Origin of the sequence: Streptomyces sp. NPDC020731, from assembly GCF_044334705.1 — a bacterium.
Taxonomy (GTDB): Bacteria; Actinomycetota; Actinomycetes; order Streptomycetales; family Streptomycetaceae; genus Streptomyces.
On sequence record NZ_JBIRTN010000040.1, the window covers coordinates 1 to 14,717 of the forward strand.

8 protein-coding genes are annotated in these 14,717 nt (G+C 68.6%); 5 read left to right on the plus strand and 3 right to left on the minus strand.

From position 1 onward, the window contains the following. Positions 1–95 precede the first annotated feature (95 nt). Positions 96–1,211, minus strand: coding sequence for a hypothetical protein (locus tag ACH4VX_RS35240; RefSeq protein WP_398373376.1), 1,116 nt, complete (start codon positions 1,209–1,211; stop codon positions 96–98). Positions 1,212–1,318: 107 nt separating this feature from the next. Continuing rightward, positions 1,319–2,398, minus strand: coding sequence for an ImmA/IrrE family metallo-endopeptidase (locus ACH4VX_RS35245; RefSeq protein ID WP_398373378.1), 1,080 nt, complete (start codon positions 2,396–2,398; stop codon positions 1,319–1,321). A 577-nt stretch (positions 2,399–2,975) separates the two neighbouring features. Between ACH4VX_RS35245 and ACH4VX_RS35250 the strand changes: the two genes are divergently transcribed. The 3 genes from ACH4VX_RS35250 to ACH4VX_RS35260 all read left to right on the plus strand — a co-directional run bounded on the left by ACH4VX_RS35250 (position 2,976) and on the right by ACH4VX_RS35260 (position 9,360). Then, complete coding sequence (locus ACH4VX_RS35250; protein ID WP_398373380.1) at positions 2,976–4,799, plus strand: ATP-dependent nuclease; 1,824 nt, start codon at positions 2,976–2,978, stop codon at positions 4,797–4,799. 375 nt (positions 4,800–5,174) lie between these two features. After that, positions 5,175–6,344 (plus strand): exonuclease SbcCD subunit D, encoded by a 1,170-nt coding sequence (locus ACH4VX_RS35255; RefSeq protein WP_398373381.1) that lies wholly within the window; start codon positions 5,175–5,177, stop codon positions 6,342–6,344. Between the two features lies 1 nt (position 6,345). Next, on the plus strand, positions 6,346–9,360 hold the full coding sequence (locus ACH4VX_RS35260) for an AAA family ATPase (protein WP_398373383.1): 3,015 nt from the start codon (positions 6,346–6,348) through the stop codon (positions 9,358–9,360). A gap of 462 nt (positions 9,361–9,822) precedes the next feature. Here ACH4VX_RS35260 and ACH4VX_RS35265 read toward each other — a convergent pair whose 3' ends face one another. Further along, on the minus strand, positions 9,823–10,572 hold the full coding sequence (locus ACH4VX_RS35265; protein WP_398373385.1) for a transposase family protein: 750 nt from the start codon (positions 10,570–10,572) through the stop codon (positions 9,823–9,825). Between the two features lie 418 nt (positions 10,573–10,990). Between ACH4VX_RS35265 and ACH4VX_RS35270 the strand changes: the two genes are divergently transcribed. Beyond that, positions 10,991–11,668, plus strand: a complete 678-nt coding sequence (locus ACH4VX_RS35270) for a restriction endonuclease (protein ID WP_398373387.1) — start codon at positions 10,991–10,993, stop codon at positions 11,666–11,668. Positions 11,669–11,850: 182 nt separating this feature from the next. Beyond that, complete coding sequence (locus ACH4VX_RS35275; protein ID WP_398373389.1) at positions 11,851–14,277, plus strand: Helicase associated domain protein; 2,427 nt, start codon at positions 11,851–11,853, stop codon at positions 14,275–14,277. Positions 14,278–14,717: the final 440 nt, after the last annotated feature.

Genomic DNA, 14,717 nt, shown 5'->3' on the forward strand with positions numbered 1-14,717 from the left:
GGCTCAAGCCGGGCCCACTGGCCGTTCGTCAGATCCCCACGTCCCACGGGACATGATCATGAACGAACAAGATCCACTTTCGCAACAGACCCTAGTCACGGCTCACCGCGCTCCGCGCCCGCCACCGGGCGTGCCGTCGAGGGGGCCTGCGGGCCGACGGGGGTCTGCGCCCACTGCAGCAGCTGCTGGGGCACCTTGAAGGCGCTGAACCCGGGATGGTCGAGTTCAGCGTTGAGCACCGGGTAGCGGTCCACCGCGCGCCGACAGCGCTGCTGCCACCACGCGGGCCGCCCGGCTGGCTCGACGGCGTCCATGCTGCGCAGCCACTCCATCAGCACCGCCGCATTGTGGGCGGCCGCCGGCACTTGCCAGTGATTGCTGACGAAAGTGTCCAGGACGAGCCCGTCGCAGGCCGCGCACCGGCACACCGGCGCCAGGCCCGCGGCGAACCTCTTCGCCAGCGTCTCGCCGAGGAAGAAGTCCATCAGCTCCGGCAGCAGCACGGAGGGCGAGTTCGGACCGCCCGGGGACCGCTTGGCCGCCTGGCCAGGCGGGACGATGTGCCGCACGCTGCTGGTGGCGCCGAAAGCGGTGAACGCCGCCCCGTGGGCCAGAGCCCCGAACGCCGCGAGGTCGGCACGCAGCAGCGCGGTCCCGGGGACCTCCGCCAGCAGCCGCTTGAGGTTGCCCACCGCCTGGGAGAAGCCGGCCAGCGGGTCCATCTGCCCGCCGAGCATGACCGCTTTGGGGTTCGGCACGACATTGAGCCAGGCGATCAGCTGTCCGACAGCGTCGTCGCGCAGCCACGCCACGTCCACCGGCACACTGAAGAAGACGTGGGGGTCCTCGAGCTTGAGAACCTGGTGGACGGCGGCCTTGAGGGCGTCGGAGTCTTCCGCGTGCAGATATCCGGTGGGCGTCATGGCCGCCGTCGCGCCCGCACGGTGGCCCACCTGCTCCTCGATCGACAGCTGCAGCGGGTCGCCGAAGGCCAGCTGGCCTTGCGAGACGTCGGGAAATGGGTCGTCCTCGCTGGCCGCCGCCACGGTGTAGACGGCGGGATCCGCCAGCAGCGGTCCCGTGAACCCTTCCTCGCGCAGTTTGCGGACCTTCGCCGCCGCCCCTGCCCCGCTGACGACAAGCCCGCTGCGCACCGGATCGAGCTGCTCGCGGATATAGCCGACGCGGCTCACTCCGGCCTGCAGCAGCATCCGACCTCGCAACTGCTCGGGTACAGAGGGCGGTTGGGTGAGAGGAGGGTCGGGAGGCTCCGCGGGATCGGAACCGGCGCCCGGGCGCGGGGAGGGGAAGGACTCAGTCATGGCCTCACCTTCGAAGCGGAATCCACCGCCGCGCCTTCGCGCGGGGCGTACAGCAGCTGGAAGTCCTCAGGCAGCAGCCGCGCACAGCGGGCCAGCTCCTCCTCGTTGATCCCCGCGTCCAGAGCAGAGCGGATCAGGCCGGGGACGTACCGGGGCCGCTCCCGGTCTATCTCGACCGGCTCGGCTGTGCGGTATCCCAACGCGGACATCTCCACCAGCACGCTGCGGTACTGCCAGTCCGTGACGATGTTCAGGCTCTGTGCCCGGCGCAGCAGCGCGGCCATCGACACTTTCCACTCTCGCTTCAGCCGGGCCAGGAGTTCCAGGTCGACGCGAGGCGTGAAGGCGGAGCGGATGTCACGCGCGGGCATGAGGAACTCGGCAGCGAATTCGTCGGCCTGCCGCTCCTGCACGGCGCTGTCGCCGGGGGACCGGTGCAGGACCAGGTGCCCCAGCTCGTGCGCCAGGCTGAAGCGGTAGCGGTCTGCGGGCGCGTGGTCGTTGGCCAGGATGAGCGGCGGTTGTGTTCCGTCCCACTGGCTGACCGCATCGAGCCGGTCGCTGCCCAGATCACGCGCGACTACCAGCGTTCCGGCCGCTTCCAGGGATGCCGTCATGTCAGCCGCCGGGCCCGGCGGCATGCCCCAGGCCTTGCGAACCTGCCGGGCTGCGTCCTTCGCCGTGATCAGGGCGTCGAGTGCGACAGTGGGGATGGCCGCAGACCGCACACCGAGACCGGGTCGGCACGCGGCGATGCCTTCCAACTGAACCCGCGTCAGGGCGAGATGGGCATGCTGGTGCCGAAGGGCGGAGACGGTCAACGACGCACGCTTGCGGTGGTGGACGAGCCCCACGCCGACCCCGTGTACCTGCGGGTCCAGACACAGCAGATCCGGCGGATACCCCAGAGCCGCCGCGTACAGCTCCAGCCGCTCTCCCGAGACCGCCAGCCGGCCGCTCTCGGCGCGGCTCACATACCCCTGGGACACCGCCGCGTCACCGCCGGAGGCCTTCACCATCGCCTCAGCCACGTCGGCTTGCGTCATGCCGCGGAATTCCCGGACCACCGTCAGCATCCCCGGCTGTGCCGGACGTACGTCACTCACGTCGTATCACCTCGGATCAGACCTCAAAAGATTAGCTCCAAATATTCCACCATGTGACGAAGTTGACAAAAATGACAGAACGTCAAGTAGAGCGGGCAGAGTGATGGTTGGGCGTCGCGCTCCGGTTCGCACCGAGGACTGCTCTCGGAACCCAGGAGAATTGATCAGTTGGTCGCGATGCCCGTGATGAAAGGCGCGTCTGTAGCGGATGCGACGTCCAAGCTCCCGGACCGGTGCCCCTCAGCTCTCAACCACAGTGCGTGGCACCGTGCATGCCGGGTTCGCGCTGGTCAAAGACGTCCACTGAGGCTGTGCCCGGCGCAGCGCCCCGGTTTCTGCGGGATGCGTCGTTCCGCCTGAGGAGGCGAGGCTCAGCCTCTCCTCGCCCAGACGCTAACTGGCGCAATACGGGGCACGGTTGCTTTGCGTGCCTCTAGGATGACTGCCTGCGCCGAGGCCTCAACCGCCTCATCCGCACGCGTAACGCCCGCACGCCACACCCCAGTCCGTCGCCCGGCGGAGCGGGGAGATACGGAGCAGCTCGACCGTGCACCTCATCCGCTTCTCCGCGCGCGGGTTCCGCTCGCTGACCCATGTGCAGGACATCCCGGTCAGCAGCCCGACGATCCTGGCCGGCCGCAACGACGGCGGCAAGAGCGCGGTCCTGGCCGCGCTGGCCTTCTTGCTGGGCGAGCACCGTCTGACGGACGAGGACCGCACCTACCAGCAGGACGAGGGCGTCAAGGGACAGCGCTGCGCGGAGACATGGGTGGAGGGCGTCTTCCGCTTGGACACCGTCGAGCAGGCCGCCGCCCCCTTACCGGCGGAGCTCCGCATCCGGCGCCGCTCACGGGCCGGTGAGGCGGCGTGCTGGGAGTTCTTCGGATCGCAGCCCGCCGACAGCCGTCTGCAGGGCCTGGGCCGGCTGATGAAGAAGGACCTGACCGAACTGGTCGCCGAGTTCGGACTTGCCCCGTCGGGCACGCTGAAGGAAGACCTGCTGGCCGCGCTCACCGCACACGCCGCGACCGTCCCGCAGACCGAGCAGTGGCAGCCGCTGCCGAAAGACCTCGAGGCACGGCTGCCGCGGCTGCTGGCGTTCGGCGGCAAGGACGAGAGCCCGGACGACGCGGTGCGCACCGCGCTGAGCAGCTGCTACGAGACCCACCTGGAGGACGAGACCCTCCAGGGACAGGTCCGGGAGATCGAGAAGGAGATCACGCAGCGGCTGGAGAAGGAAGCGGACTCCCTGTGCCGGCACATCCGCCAGCACTGCCGTGAGTTCGTCGGCGTGGAGGTCAAGCCCGAGGTCTCCTTCAAGGGCGGCTTCAAGAGAGCGCCGCTGGAGGTCTCCAAGGCCGACGGCGAGCCTGTGGATCTGACCCGCTCGGGCCAGGGCAGCACCCGGCGCATCGCCCTCGCCGTGTGGGAGTGGACCAGCAGCCTCCTCGAAAGCAGTGAACTCGCCGCGACGGGGGAGCAGGACGTGCCGCAGCCCACCCAGACCATCGTCGTCTACGACGAGCCCGACACCCACCTCGACTACCGCCACCAGCGCACCGTCATGGACATCATCCGCAAGCAGTGCGCCCTGCCCCACGTCAGCGTCATCGTCGCCACCCACTCGATGAACCTCATCGACGGCGTCGACATCGCCGACGTCGTCCACCTCAAGCTCAGCGACAGCGGCCGCACCCTCGTCGAGCGCCTCGACGGCGACACCCACGACGGCATCGACTTCCACCTCGGACAGATCGCCGCCGCGGTGGGACTGCGCAACTCCGTCCTGCTGCACGAACGCTGCTTCCTGGCAGTCGAAGGCCCCACCGAGCAGCAGTGCGTGCCCCTGCTCTTCCGCCTCTCGCAGGGACTGCCCCTGCAGGCGGCCGGCATCGCCCTGTGGGCCTGCGACAACAACGAAGGAGCACTCCACCTCGCGGGCTACCTCGTCAAGCACCATCGCACCGTCATGCTGATGGTCGACGCCGACAGCCGCGCAAATAAGCACTTCAAAACCGAGAAACTCATCAAAGCCGGTCTCGACCTCACCAAGCAGGTCTCGTACGTCGGCGAGAGCCAGGGCTACAACGAACTGGAAGAGCTCTTCAGCGACCTCCAGTGGGCAGCCGCCGCCAACGCCCACTGGCCCCGCCCCGAGGGCCAGCCCTGGAGCGCCGACGACTTCAGCGAACACCGGGGCGGCAAGTTCAGCGAGCGCATCCTCTACATGATCAAACAGCAGGCCGCAGAGAGCAGCCCCAACGGCAAGGCCGACATGCTCTACGCACTGGTGTCCATGCTCACCACCCCCGAAGAGGTCCCCCAGCAGCTACGGGACATCTTCACCGAGGTGCAGGCCCTCGCCTGCTGACCTGCTGCTGCGTTCGCCGCTGCAGCATGCGCTCCTTGCGCTGCTCAGTGGTCGGCGCCGTCCAGGCGTGCCATCCGGCCTCCGCAGTCCATTGCCGCGCGTGCGCGCGGGCTTCGATTCCGCACCACCGGCAGCCCCCGGGCGCCACAGTGTGCTCGGTCCTGGCAGAACGCGATAACGACATCACATCCTCCTTCCCCCACTGCTTATCTTGCCTCCTGCCACTGACAATCACCCTGCGAGCCGCGTCCGGCTCCGCCACCCGGCGGCGCATACGAAGAAACCTTTCCCTCACGTGCCCCAAGCCCCCGAAACAAGACCGTTTATCGGGAAAACCGCCCGTAGCTCCCACCACTCTGGTTACGGTCTGTGCCCATGAGGTTCCTGCATACCTCGGACTGGCATCTCGGCTGCCGGTTCCACGGGGAAGATCTGATCGACCACCAGCGCAAGGTCCTGGACCACATCTGCGCCACCGCCCGCACCCAGAAGGTGGACGCCCTGCTGATCGCGGGCGACATCTACGACCGTGCCATTCCGAGCCTGGACGCGGTACGTCTGTTCGACCGGGCTCTGCACCAGCTTGCCGACCTTGGTATCCCCACGGTCATGATCAGCGGGAACCACGACTCGGCCCACCGTCTCGGTACTGGCTCCGGCCTGTACGCCAAATCCGGCGTTCACCTGCGCACCGACCCCGCCGACGCTGCCCGCCCCGTCCTCCTCGACGACGAGCACGGTCCCGTCGCCGTCTACGGAGTGCCCTACCTCGAGCCCGCCCTGGTACGCACCCAGTTGGACGCAGAGACAGCCTCCCACCAGGCCGTTCTCACCTCGGCACTGGACCGCATCCGGACTGACCTCGCCACCCGTCCGGGCGCCCGCTCCGTCGTCCTCGCCCACGCCTTCATTACCGGTGCCACCACCAGCAGAAGCGAACGCGACATCAGCGTCGGCGGAGTCGCCCACGCCGGCGCCGACCTCTTCGACGGCATCGACTACACCGCCCTGGGCCATCTGCACCGCCCGCAGAGCGTCAACGACCGCATCCACTACAGCGGCTCCCCGCTGGCCTACTCCTTCTCCGAGGCCAACCACACCAAATCGATCACCCTGGCCGACCTGCCGGCCGCCGGAGCCCCCACGATCACCCGCCACAACATCCCGGCCGACCTCCATCTGCCGCTGGCCCGGTTGACCGGCCGCATCGAGGATCTGCTGACCGACCCCGCGCACGAAGCTCTCAGCGAAGCCTGGCTGCAGGTCACCCTCACCGACACCGCCCTGCCGTACGAGGCGATGGCTCGACTCAGGCAGCGCTTCTCCAAGACGCTGGACATGGGGCACGTGCCCGCCGGCATCCCTGCTCAGGCCACCGACAGCCCCACCTACCGCGAACGGGTACGCGGCCGCGGCGACCTCGACATCGCCCACGACTTCATCACCGCCGTGCGCGGCACCCCACCCACCACCGCAGAGGCAGACCTCCTCCAAGAGGCCGTCGACGACATGCGCGTGCGCGCCCAGGAGAAGGAAACCGTCTGACATGCGTCTGCACTCCCTGCGCCTGCAGGCCTTCGGCCCCTTCGCCCGCCGGCACACCGTCGACTTCGACGCCCTGTCCGCCGACGGCCTGTTCCTCCTGCACGGCGACACCGGCGCCGGAAAGAGCACCCTGTTCGCCGCCATCTGCTTCGCCCTCTACGGCCTGCCGCCTCACGAACGCAACATGCGGCTGCGCAGCGATCACGCGCCCGCCAACCTGCTAACCGAAGTGACCCTGGAAGTAACCCTCGCCGGCAAGCGCCTGCAGATCCGCAGAATCCCCGCCCAGAAGCGACCCCACCTGCGCAACAGCGCAGAACTGGTCGACCAGAAGGCCGAAACCTACCTGCACCAGTGGGTCCTCGACGAACACGGACACGGCCAGTGGGAAGGCATCATCAAGTCCCACAGGGAAGCCGGAGAAGAGATCAAGTCCCTCCTGCGCCTGACCCGGCAGCAGTTCTGCCAGGTCGTCCTGCTCCCGCAGAACGAGTTCACCAAGTTCCTGCGCGCCGACGCATCCGAACGCCGGGTCCTGCTGGGCACCCTCTTCGGCACCCGCCGCTTCGGCCTCATCGAAGAATTCCTCGCCACCCGCAAAACCCTCACCGCCAAGACGCGCGACGAGGCCCGCGCCGACGTCCTGCGCCTGGCCGAACGCATCCAGCAGGCAGCCGGCGACGACCTCGAACCCGCCCAAGACGCCCCCCGGGCCGACGACCCCGCCACCCTCGCCGCACCCGCCCGCGCCTGGGCCAGCGCCCTGCACTGCCAGGCCCTCACCCTCCAAGACGCCGCAACCACCGCCACCGAGACCGCCGAGCAGCAGCTGGCGCACGCCCGCATCGCAGAACAGGCCGTCCGCGACCTCCACCGTCTCCAGCAGAGCCACCGCACCACCGCACACGACCTCGGCCTGCTCCACGAGCAGACCGCCCACCACGACCGCCTCGCCGACCGCCGCGAGCGCGCCGTGAAAGCCCAGCAACTGCAATCCGTCCTGGAGACCGCACACACCGCCGACCTCCAGCACGCCCGTGCCCTGGATGACGACAGCCGCGCCCGCGCCCTTCTGCTGCCCGAACACGCGTCCCTCGACGCCGGCGCCCTCACTCACGCCGCGCAGCAACTGCACGCCGACACCGGCGCCGTCCAGGCGCTCCTGCCCGACGAGGCCGCCCTCCAGCGCCACACGGCAGCATTGGACGCACTCGACCGCGAGCGCCAGCAACTCACCGAAACCCTCACCGACGCCCAGGAACGGCTCAACAACCTTCCGCAACGCCGCGCCGACCTTGCCGCACGCCTGGAAGACGCCCGCAGGGCACAGGAGATCAGCCGCGAACTCACCCCCACCCTCGACCTCGTCGAAAAGCAGCTGGAAGCCGCCAGACGCCGTGACGTCCTCGACCAGCAGATCAGCGCCGCCCACAAAGTCCTCAGCCAGGCCGAGAAGGACTCCGAGCAAGCCGCGAAAACGTACATCGACATCCGGCGCCGTCGCACGGACGGCATCGTCGCCGAGCTCGCCGGCCGGCTCGTCGACGGTGAAGACTGCCCCGTATGCGGTTCCCCCACCCACCCCGCACCCGCCACCGCCCAGCCAGGCCAGCCCACCGCCGCCGACGAACAGGCCGCCGAAGCCGCCCACACCCGCGCCCAGCAGAACGAGAACAAGACCAAAGAGGCCCTGGCCCAGCTGAACGAACAGGCCGCCGCGGCCCGCGGTGAAGCCGGCGGCGACACCCCCCTTGCTGACCTCACTGCCCACCGCACGACCCTCGAACAACACCTCGCTGACGCCCTTGCCCAGGCATCCGACGCCGGACTGGCCGGCGAACAACTCGCCCTCCTGGAAAAGGAACAGGCCGAAACCGAGCACACCCGCAACACCGCAACCGCACGCCTGGGCGCCGCCGACGCCACCTACGACAGCCTGCACATGCAGCGCGAAGAGCTCACCCACCGCCTCGCGACCGCCCTCAACGGGCACGCCACACTCGCCGACCGCATCACCGACCTCACCCAGCACGCCGGCCGCCTCGAGGCCGCCGCCGCGTGCGCGGCCACCGTGACAGCAACCGTCGCAAGCCGCCACAGCGCCGCCGCTCTCGCGGAGCAGGCAGCGCACGCGGCAGGCTTCACTTCCCCGGCCGAAGCCTCGGCCGCCCGCCTGCCCGACGACGAACTCACCGCGATCGAGAGCCAAATCACCCACTGGCGTGAACAGTGCCTCGTATTGACCGCCCGGCTCGCCGAACCCGAACTGCAGGCAGCCATCGCCCAGCCTCCGGCCGACCTCGAGCACGCCGTCACCGAACTGAACACCACCACCGCAACCCACTCCCGCACGGCAGCCCTCGCCACCCAGGCCGCCGACCGCGCAACCGCCCTGGCCACCCTCACCGCTCAGCTCGACACCCACATCCAGCGCCTGGAACCCCTCGAGGACACCTACCGCACCGTCGATCACCTCCACGGCCTCATCAGCGGCGGCTCACCCAGCAACCAGCTCCGCATGCAACTGGAGTCCTACGTACTGGCAGCCCGTCTCGAAGACGTCGTCGACGCCGCCAACACCCGCCTGTCACGCATGTCCCACCACCGCTTCACCCTCGTCCACTCCGACGACAGAGCCGCCCGAGGCGCCAAATCAGGCCTGGACCTCAAAGTCCTCGATGCCTGGAGCGGACACAAACGCCACACCGACACCCTCTCCGGCGGCGAATCCTTCTACGTCTCCCTGGCCCTCGCCCTGGGCCTGGCCGACATCGTCACCGCCGAAGCCGGCGGCCAGGCACTGGATACCCTCTTCATCGACGAAGGCTTCGGCACCCTCGACGAAGACACCCTCCACCAAGTCCTCGACGTCCTGGACTCCCTACGCGCCCACGACCGCACCGTCGGACTCATCAGCCACGTCCCCGAACTGCGCCGCCGCATCACCCAACGCCTACACATCTCCAAGAACATCGACGGCTCCACCCTCACACACCTGACCGAAGCGGCCGAATGACCCCACGACGGACGCCGACCCGCCCTCGCCGACGAAACGCAAGCCCCAGGCCGCGCACACTCACCGATCTTCAACCCCCCGACGGCCCAAGGCATAGCCACAACCGCCGGGGCTGCCCGTACCCCTCTCGGCCCCGCCGAGAAAGGCAGCTCCACAGCGCCCCCGCGTCGAAAGCCGCCCCCACCCCTGAAGGCACCCGACCGGCCTCCCATAAGGAGCGCATCGAACACGTACTGCTTCATGCCATTTCTGCATGTGATCGAAGTGACGGAAACAGAGCACTGCGGTGCATGAGCACCTGCATCGGCCACCAAAGCCGTACCAGAACACGCCAGTCCAGTCCGCATGACAAGAATTTCCGCAGACCCGAGCACCACTGTCCCGCATGTTCGAACACTGCCGGACCCATGACCGCATCACGGCGCGTTTTCGAGGCACTGCCAAGGCCTCCACTGAGCCTTTTCAGCGGTGCCGCTCCAGGGTGAGGATGGCGGCTGCGATTGACGACATTCGGTTCGGGCTGCACCGGGCCTTGCGCAAGATCCGCCAGGACTTCAGTCGTGCGACGCCGCGCTCGACCGGTGCGCGTGCCGCCGACAGCGCGCGGTTGACGGTTTGCTGGGTTGGTGTGAGATCGCGGCCGGGTGGGCGTCTGCGTGGTGTTGTCACCCACGGGCCGGCTCCGATGTAGGCGCGGTCGGCGAGGATCGGAACGCCCTGGCGTTCGCAGATCCGGATGATCCGGTGAGTGCGGGCCGCGGTCAGGTCGTGCGCGCGGCCGGGCAGTGCGGGCGAGATCCACAGCAGTCGTCCGACTGGATCGGTCACCACCTGCACGTTCACGCCGTGGCGTCGGTGTTTTTGGGAGAAGTCGGCCCGGCTGTCGCCGACGCGGTCGCACTCCGCGAGGGTGCCGTCGAGCAGGACGTAGTCGGGGTCGGCTTCGCGCAGGGTCCGCAGGAGCCCGGGCGCGCGGTCGGCGAGCAGGGCGATAACGGCTGCTGTGTAGGCGTGGGCGGTGCCGACGGAGATGCCGAAGCCGGCCGCGAGTTGGGCGAGGGTGTCGTGCTTGCGTAGGTACACCAGGCCGACCAGGGCACGTTGGTGCGGTGGGAGCTTGCAGCGGCGGTCACCCTCGCGAGTGATGATGAGCATGGTGACCCACTCGACCAGGGCATGGGGCAGGTCGAGTGCGGCAGGATAGGTGACCAACAAGGCTCCTGCGCCAATGAGTTGAGACGTCGAACACCTCTCTCAACGGCATAGGAGCCTTGTCCGTTGCGGACACCGACGCCGTCACTCGATCGGTGGCCACACTGAAAGAGCTCACTGATCAAACCGGCGGATTTGTCAGTGCCCGCTGCTACACCAATTACCAGACATCAGACCGCAGTTGACGGCCTGACGACACGGAGGAGGAAGCAGTGGCGAAGCCGCCCGAGGGCCACTACAAGGTGCGAAGTCATTACCGACGCAAACCCCGCCCCAGCGCGAAGAAACTGAGCGGCTGGTCGATCGCAGGGCTGATCGCGGTGGTGTGGCTATGGAGCCAGCTCATCGGCTTCGGAGAGGCCTCCCCGACAACACCGCAAACCCCTACACCATCAGTGTCAGCGAGCGTGGGCCACTGATGCCCCGCCGCTCGCCCCGGCTACGCCCACCCCGCGGCGGCAGGGAACAGGCCGCCGCCGCGGCCGTCGCTTGCGCCGCACTCTGGCTGCTGGCCAAGATCGCCACAGCCACATGGCAGGCAGCCGTCCGTATCTGGCCATGGCTCGCCGTCCTCGCGGCTCTCGCCCTCGGCTACGCAGCCTGGCGGTTCATCCGTGAACTGCAGGCCCGGAAGGTGCGGGCCCAGACGCTGGCCCGGCTCCGGATCACGCTCGCGCAACTCGACGCCATGGACGACCGGGCCTTCGAGTTCGCCCTACGTGACCTGCTCCTCCGGGACGGCTGGAACGCACGGCAGGTCGGCCGACAAGGAGACCAGGCCGCAGACGTCATCGGCGAAGACCGCCAACGCGGCAGAATCGTCCTGCAGGCCAAGCACACGACCGTCGCCGGCAAGGTCGGCTCCTCAGTGATGTACCAGGTCAAAGGCACCGCAGGCCCCGCGCACGGAGCTGATGTCGCAGTTGTGGTCACCAACGGCTCCTTCACCCGGGATGCCAAAACATGGGGCGAACGCCACCAAGTGCATTGGATCGACCGGGACCGCCTGCGCCGGTGGGCCGAACACGGCACGCCCCTGCAAGACCTTCTGCGCCTGCCCACGCCACGCAAGACAGCCTTCCGCCGGGCTGCCTGAAACCAAGCGGAGAAAGCCCGAGCCCCGAGCCGTCGCCCCCTATCCGCATCCGACAACACTGATCACGGGGCGCGCATGGGCTCGCAGCGCGCCCCCGCCAGAGCAGAGACACTGCGCCGCACCCCTGCTGTACGCGAGAATGAACGCGAGTCAGCCCCTCCTGCATGCCGAGGAAACGCGCGATGACCGCCAGTCCCACCGCAACAGAACACCCCGGGCGTCTGGTCCTGCGCACAGACCAGCAGGAGGGCCTCGCCAACACGGTTCGCCACCTGCGCCGCCCGCGCACCCGCGGACACGCCGTCTCGGCCTGCGGCACCGGCAAGACCCTCTTCGCACTGCGCGTAGCCGAGGAACTCGGCGTGCGGCACCTGGCAGTGGCGGTGCCCAGCCTGGACCTGGTCGCACAGTGGGCAGCGGCCGCCCGCGCAGACGGCCGCCGCGAGCCGATGATCACCGTCTCCTCGCTACGCGCCGCCTCCCACCCGTTGCTCGCCGAGGCCGAGGTCGACTCGGCCAACGCGGGGGAGTACCTGGCCTACTGGCTCGGCCGCCACCCCAAAGCGACGGTCTTCTTCACCTACGACTCGCTGTCCAAGATCGAAGAGGCCCAGCACTCCGCGATCTTCCCCGCCCCCCTCTTCGGCCTGCTGGTCGTGGACGAAGCCCACGCCACGGCCGGCACCTGGGAGAAGAACTGGACTGCGCTGCACGACAACGAGCGCATCCCTGCCGAGCGCCGCCTCTACCTCACCGCCACCCCCTATGTGTGGGACGCCCCCCGCCTGACCGAGCCGCCCACCACCAGAGCGCAACCCAAGCGCACCACCGCCACCGCACCCGCCTGGGACGACCCAGCCCTGCTGGCGACCATGGACCAGCCGCAGATCTTCGGCCCCCGCCTGCACACCTACTCCCACGCCGACGCCATCGATGACGGCGTCCTCGCCGACTACCAGCTCGTCGTCCCCACCGTCACCGACACTGAACTGCACAACGCGCTCACCGATCCTGAAGCCGGGTCCACCGCGCGCCGCACCACCGCCCTGCACTTGGCCATCCTCAAAGCCATGCGCGAGCAGGACCTGCGGCACGTGTTCGTCTACTTCCAGCAGATCGCCGACGCCGCCGACTTCGCTCGCCAGTTCGCCCACACCCTGCGCACCCTCCCCGACGAACTGCGCCCCGACTGGGCGGACGACGTCGTCGTGCAGTCCATCGACGGCACCCACAGCCCCCACCGGCGCGCCGACACCATCGCCCGCTTCAGCAACGCCGAGCGAGGCGTGCTGGCCAACGCCAAGGTCCTAGGCGAAGGCGTCGACCTGCCGGCCGTCGACGCCGTCGTCTTCGCCGACCGTACCGCCAGCGTCCGCCGCATCGTCCAAGCGCTCGGCCGCGCCCTGCGCAAACCACCCACCCTCAAGACGAAGACAGCCAGCCTCGTCATCCCCGCCTACATCCCGCCCGGCACCGACCCCACCGACCTCCTCGGCACCCCCTACGAAGCCCTCTGGCTGGTCACCGCCGCCCTGCGCCACCACGACCAGACCATCGCCGCCCGTACCCCCCGGGCCAAGAACCAGCATCCCGCCCGCGACTCCCACACCTACATCACCCGCCGCTTCCGCTTCGACCACACCCTCGACCCCACCGTGATCGCCCGCGCCCTCGACCTGCTGGTGTGGCCCTCCAGCGGCGCCGTCCTGTCTGCTCCCCGCCGCGCTGGCCTAGCCGCCGCCATCCGCTACCAAAGCGAACACAGCCACCTGCGCGTGAGCGCCGACTACGAGGACGCTTACGGCTACCGGCTGGGGCAATTCATCACCGGCCAACGCACCGCCTACCAGGCAGGCGCCCTCGATCCGGCATGGATCGCCGAGCTCGAGGATCTCGGCATGATCTGGGACGACCACGAGGCCACCTGGCAAGGCCACCTGGCCACCGTCGAGGCCTTCCACGCCGAACACGGCCACCTTGCCATCCCCACCCAACTACCCGGCGGCCAGTTCCTTGCCGACCAGCGCGCCCTAGCCCGAAAGGACCGCCTCACCCCCGACCGCGTCAACCAGCTCACAGCCCTCGACCCAGACTGGAAACTCCCCTACGGCCCCGACTGGCATCGCAAGTACCATCTGCTGCGCCGCCACCTGGAAGCCGGCAACCACCCCAGCACGCTGCGCCGCGACACGGTCATCCACGGAGTGAAGGCGGGCAGCTGGCTACACCGCCAGCTCACCAGCTGGCCCGACCTCGACCCCGGCCAGCGCGACCTGCTCGCCCGCATGGGAATCACCCCCGACCGCGCCCTCCTGGAACAGAAACACGCCGCGGGCAGGCCGAGCACATCGCGGCGGCGCACGTTCGCGCAAACCACCGAGATCCTCGGGCTCTTCGTGGCACGGTGGGGACGCACCCCCGGCGCCCGGGAGTGGATCGAGTTGGACGGCGACCGTGTCATGATCGGTCCCTGGCTCGCCAAGGTCCGCACCAAGCTGAAAAATAATCAACTCCCCTCAGAGCAAGAAGAGTTGGTGTCCGCTACCCTTGCGGAGCACGGCATCGATCTGGTCCGTGCTCCTGAGACCATCGGACCATCAAGCGGCTGAGGTTTGGCCGCTGAGCTCAGTGTGACAGCAGACGCGTTCGCCCGCTCCCGAGTCCCATTCTCCAGTGAGCGGGGGAGCGGCAGAACTCGAATACTCCAAAGTTTTGGAGACAAGGAAGCAGCGGCACACAGGATTGGCACGGCTCGACGTTCTAGTCGTAACTGACGACCCGTCACCAAGCACCCAGTCGGCTAGGCCAACGCCCGCGGCCTCCTACTGCTAGCCGAATTAACCTGTACCCCAGTCATGTTGGACTTGAAAAGCGAAGGCGAGTCGGGGAGGAGGCACGATCGCGGAGCGATCGGGACACCGCACCGACGACCTAACTCGATCCGCGGAGCGGATCCGGTCCCGGAGGGACCGAGCCCAGCAACCCGCGGAGCGGGTTGCTGGGCCGACGCGTAGCGTCGGCGCGTCGTTCCTGCGGAGCAGGACGCGCG

Coding starts and splice junctions, on each gene's coding strand:
- ACH4VX_RS35240 (WP_398373376.1), bottom strand. CDS start 1,211: ATGCTGCTGCAGGCCGGAGTGAGCCGCGTCGGCTATATCCGCGAGCAG.
- ACH4VX_RS35245 (WP_398373378.1), bottom strand. CDS start 2,398: ATGCTGACGGTGGTCCGGGAATTCCGCGGCATGACGCAAGCCGACGTG.
- ACH4VX_RS35255 (WP_398373381.1), top strand. CDS start 5,175: ATGAGGTTCCTGCATACCTCGGACTGGCATCTCGGCTGCCGGTTCCAC.
- ACH4VX_RS35260 (WP_398373383.1), top strand. CDS start 6,346: ATGCGTCTGCACTCCCTGCGCCTGCAGGCCTTCGGCCCCTTCGCCCGC.
- ACH4VX_RS35270 (WP_398373387.1), top strand. CDS start 10,991: ATGCCCCGCCGCTCGCCCCGGCTACGCCCACCCCGCGGCGGCAGGGAA.
- ACH4VX_RS35275 (WP_398373389.1), top strand. CDS start 11,851: ATGACCGCCAGTCCCACCGCAACAGAACACCCCGGGCGTCTGGTCCTG.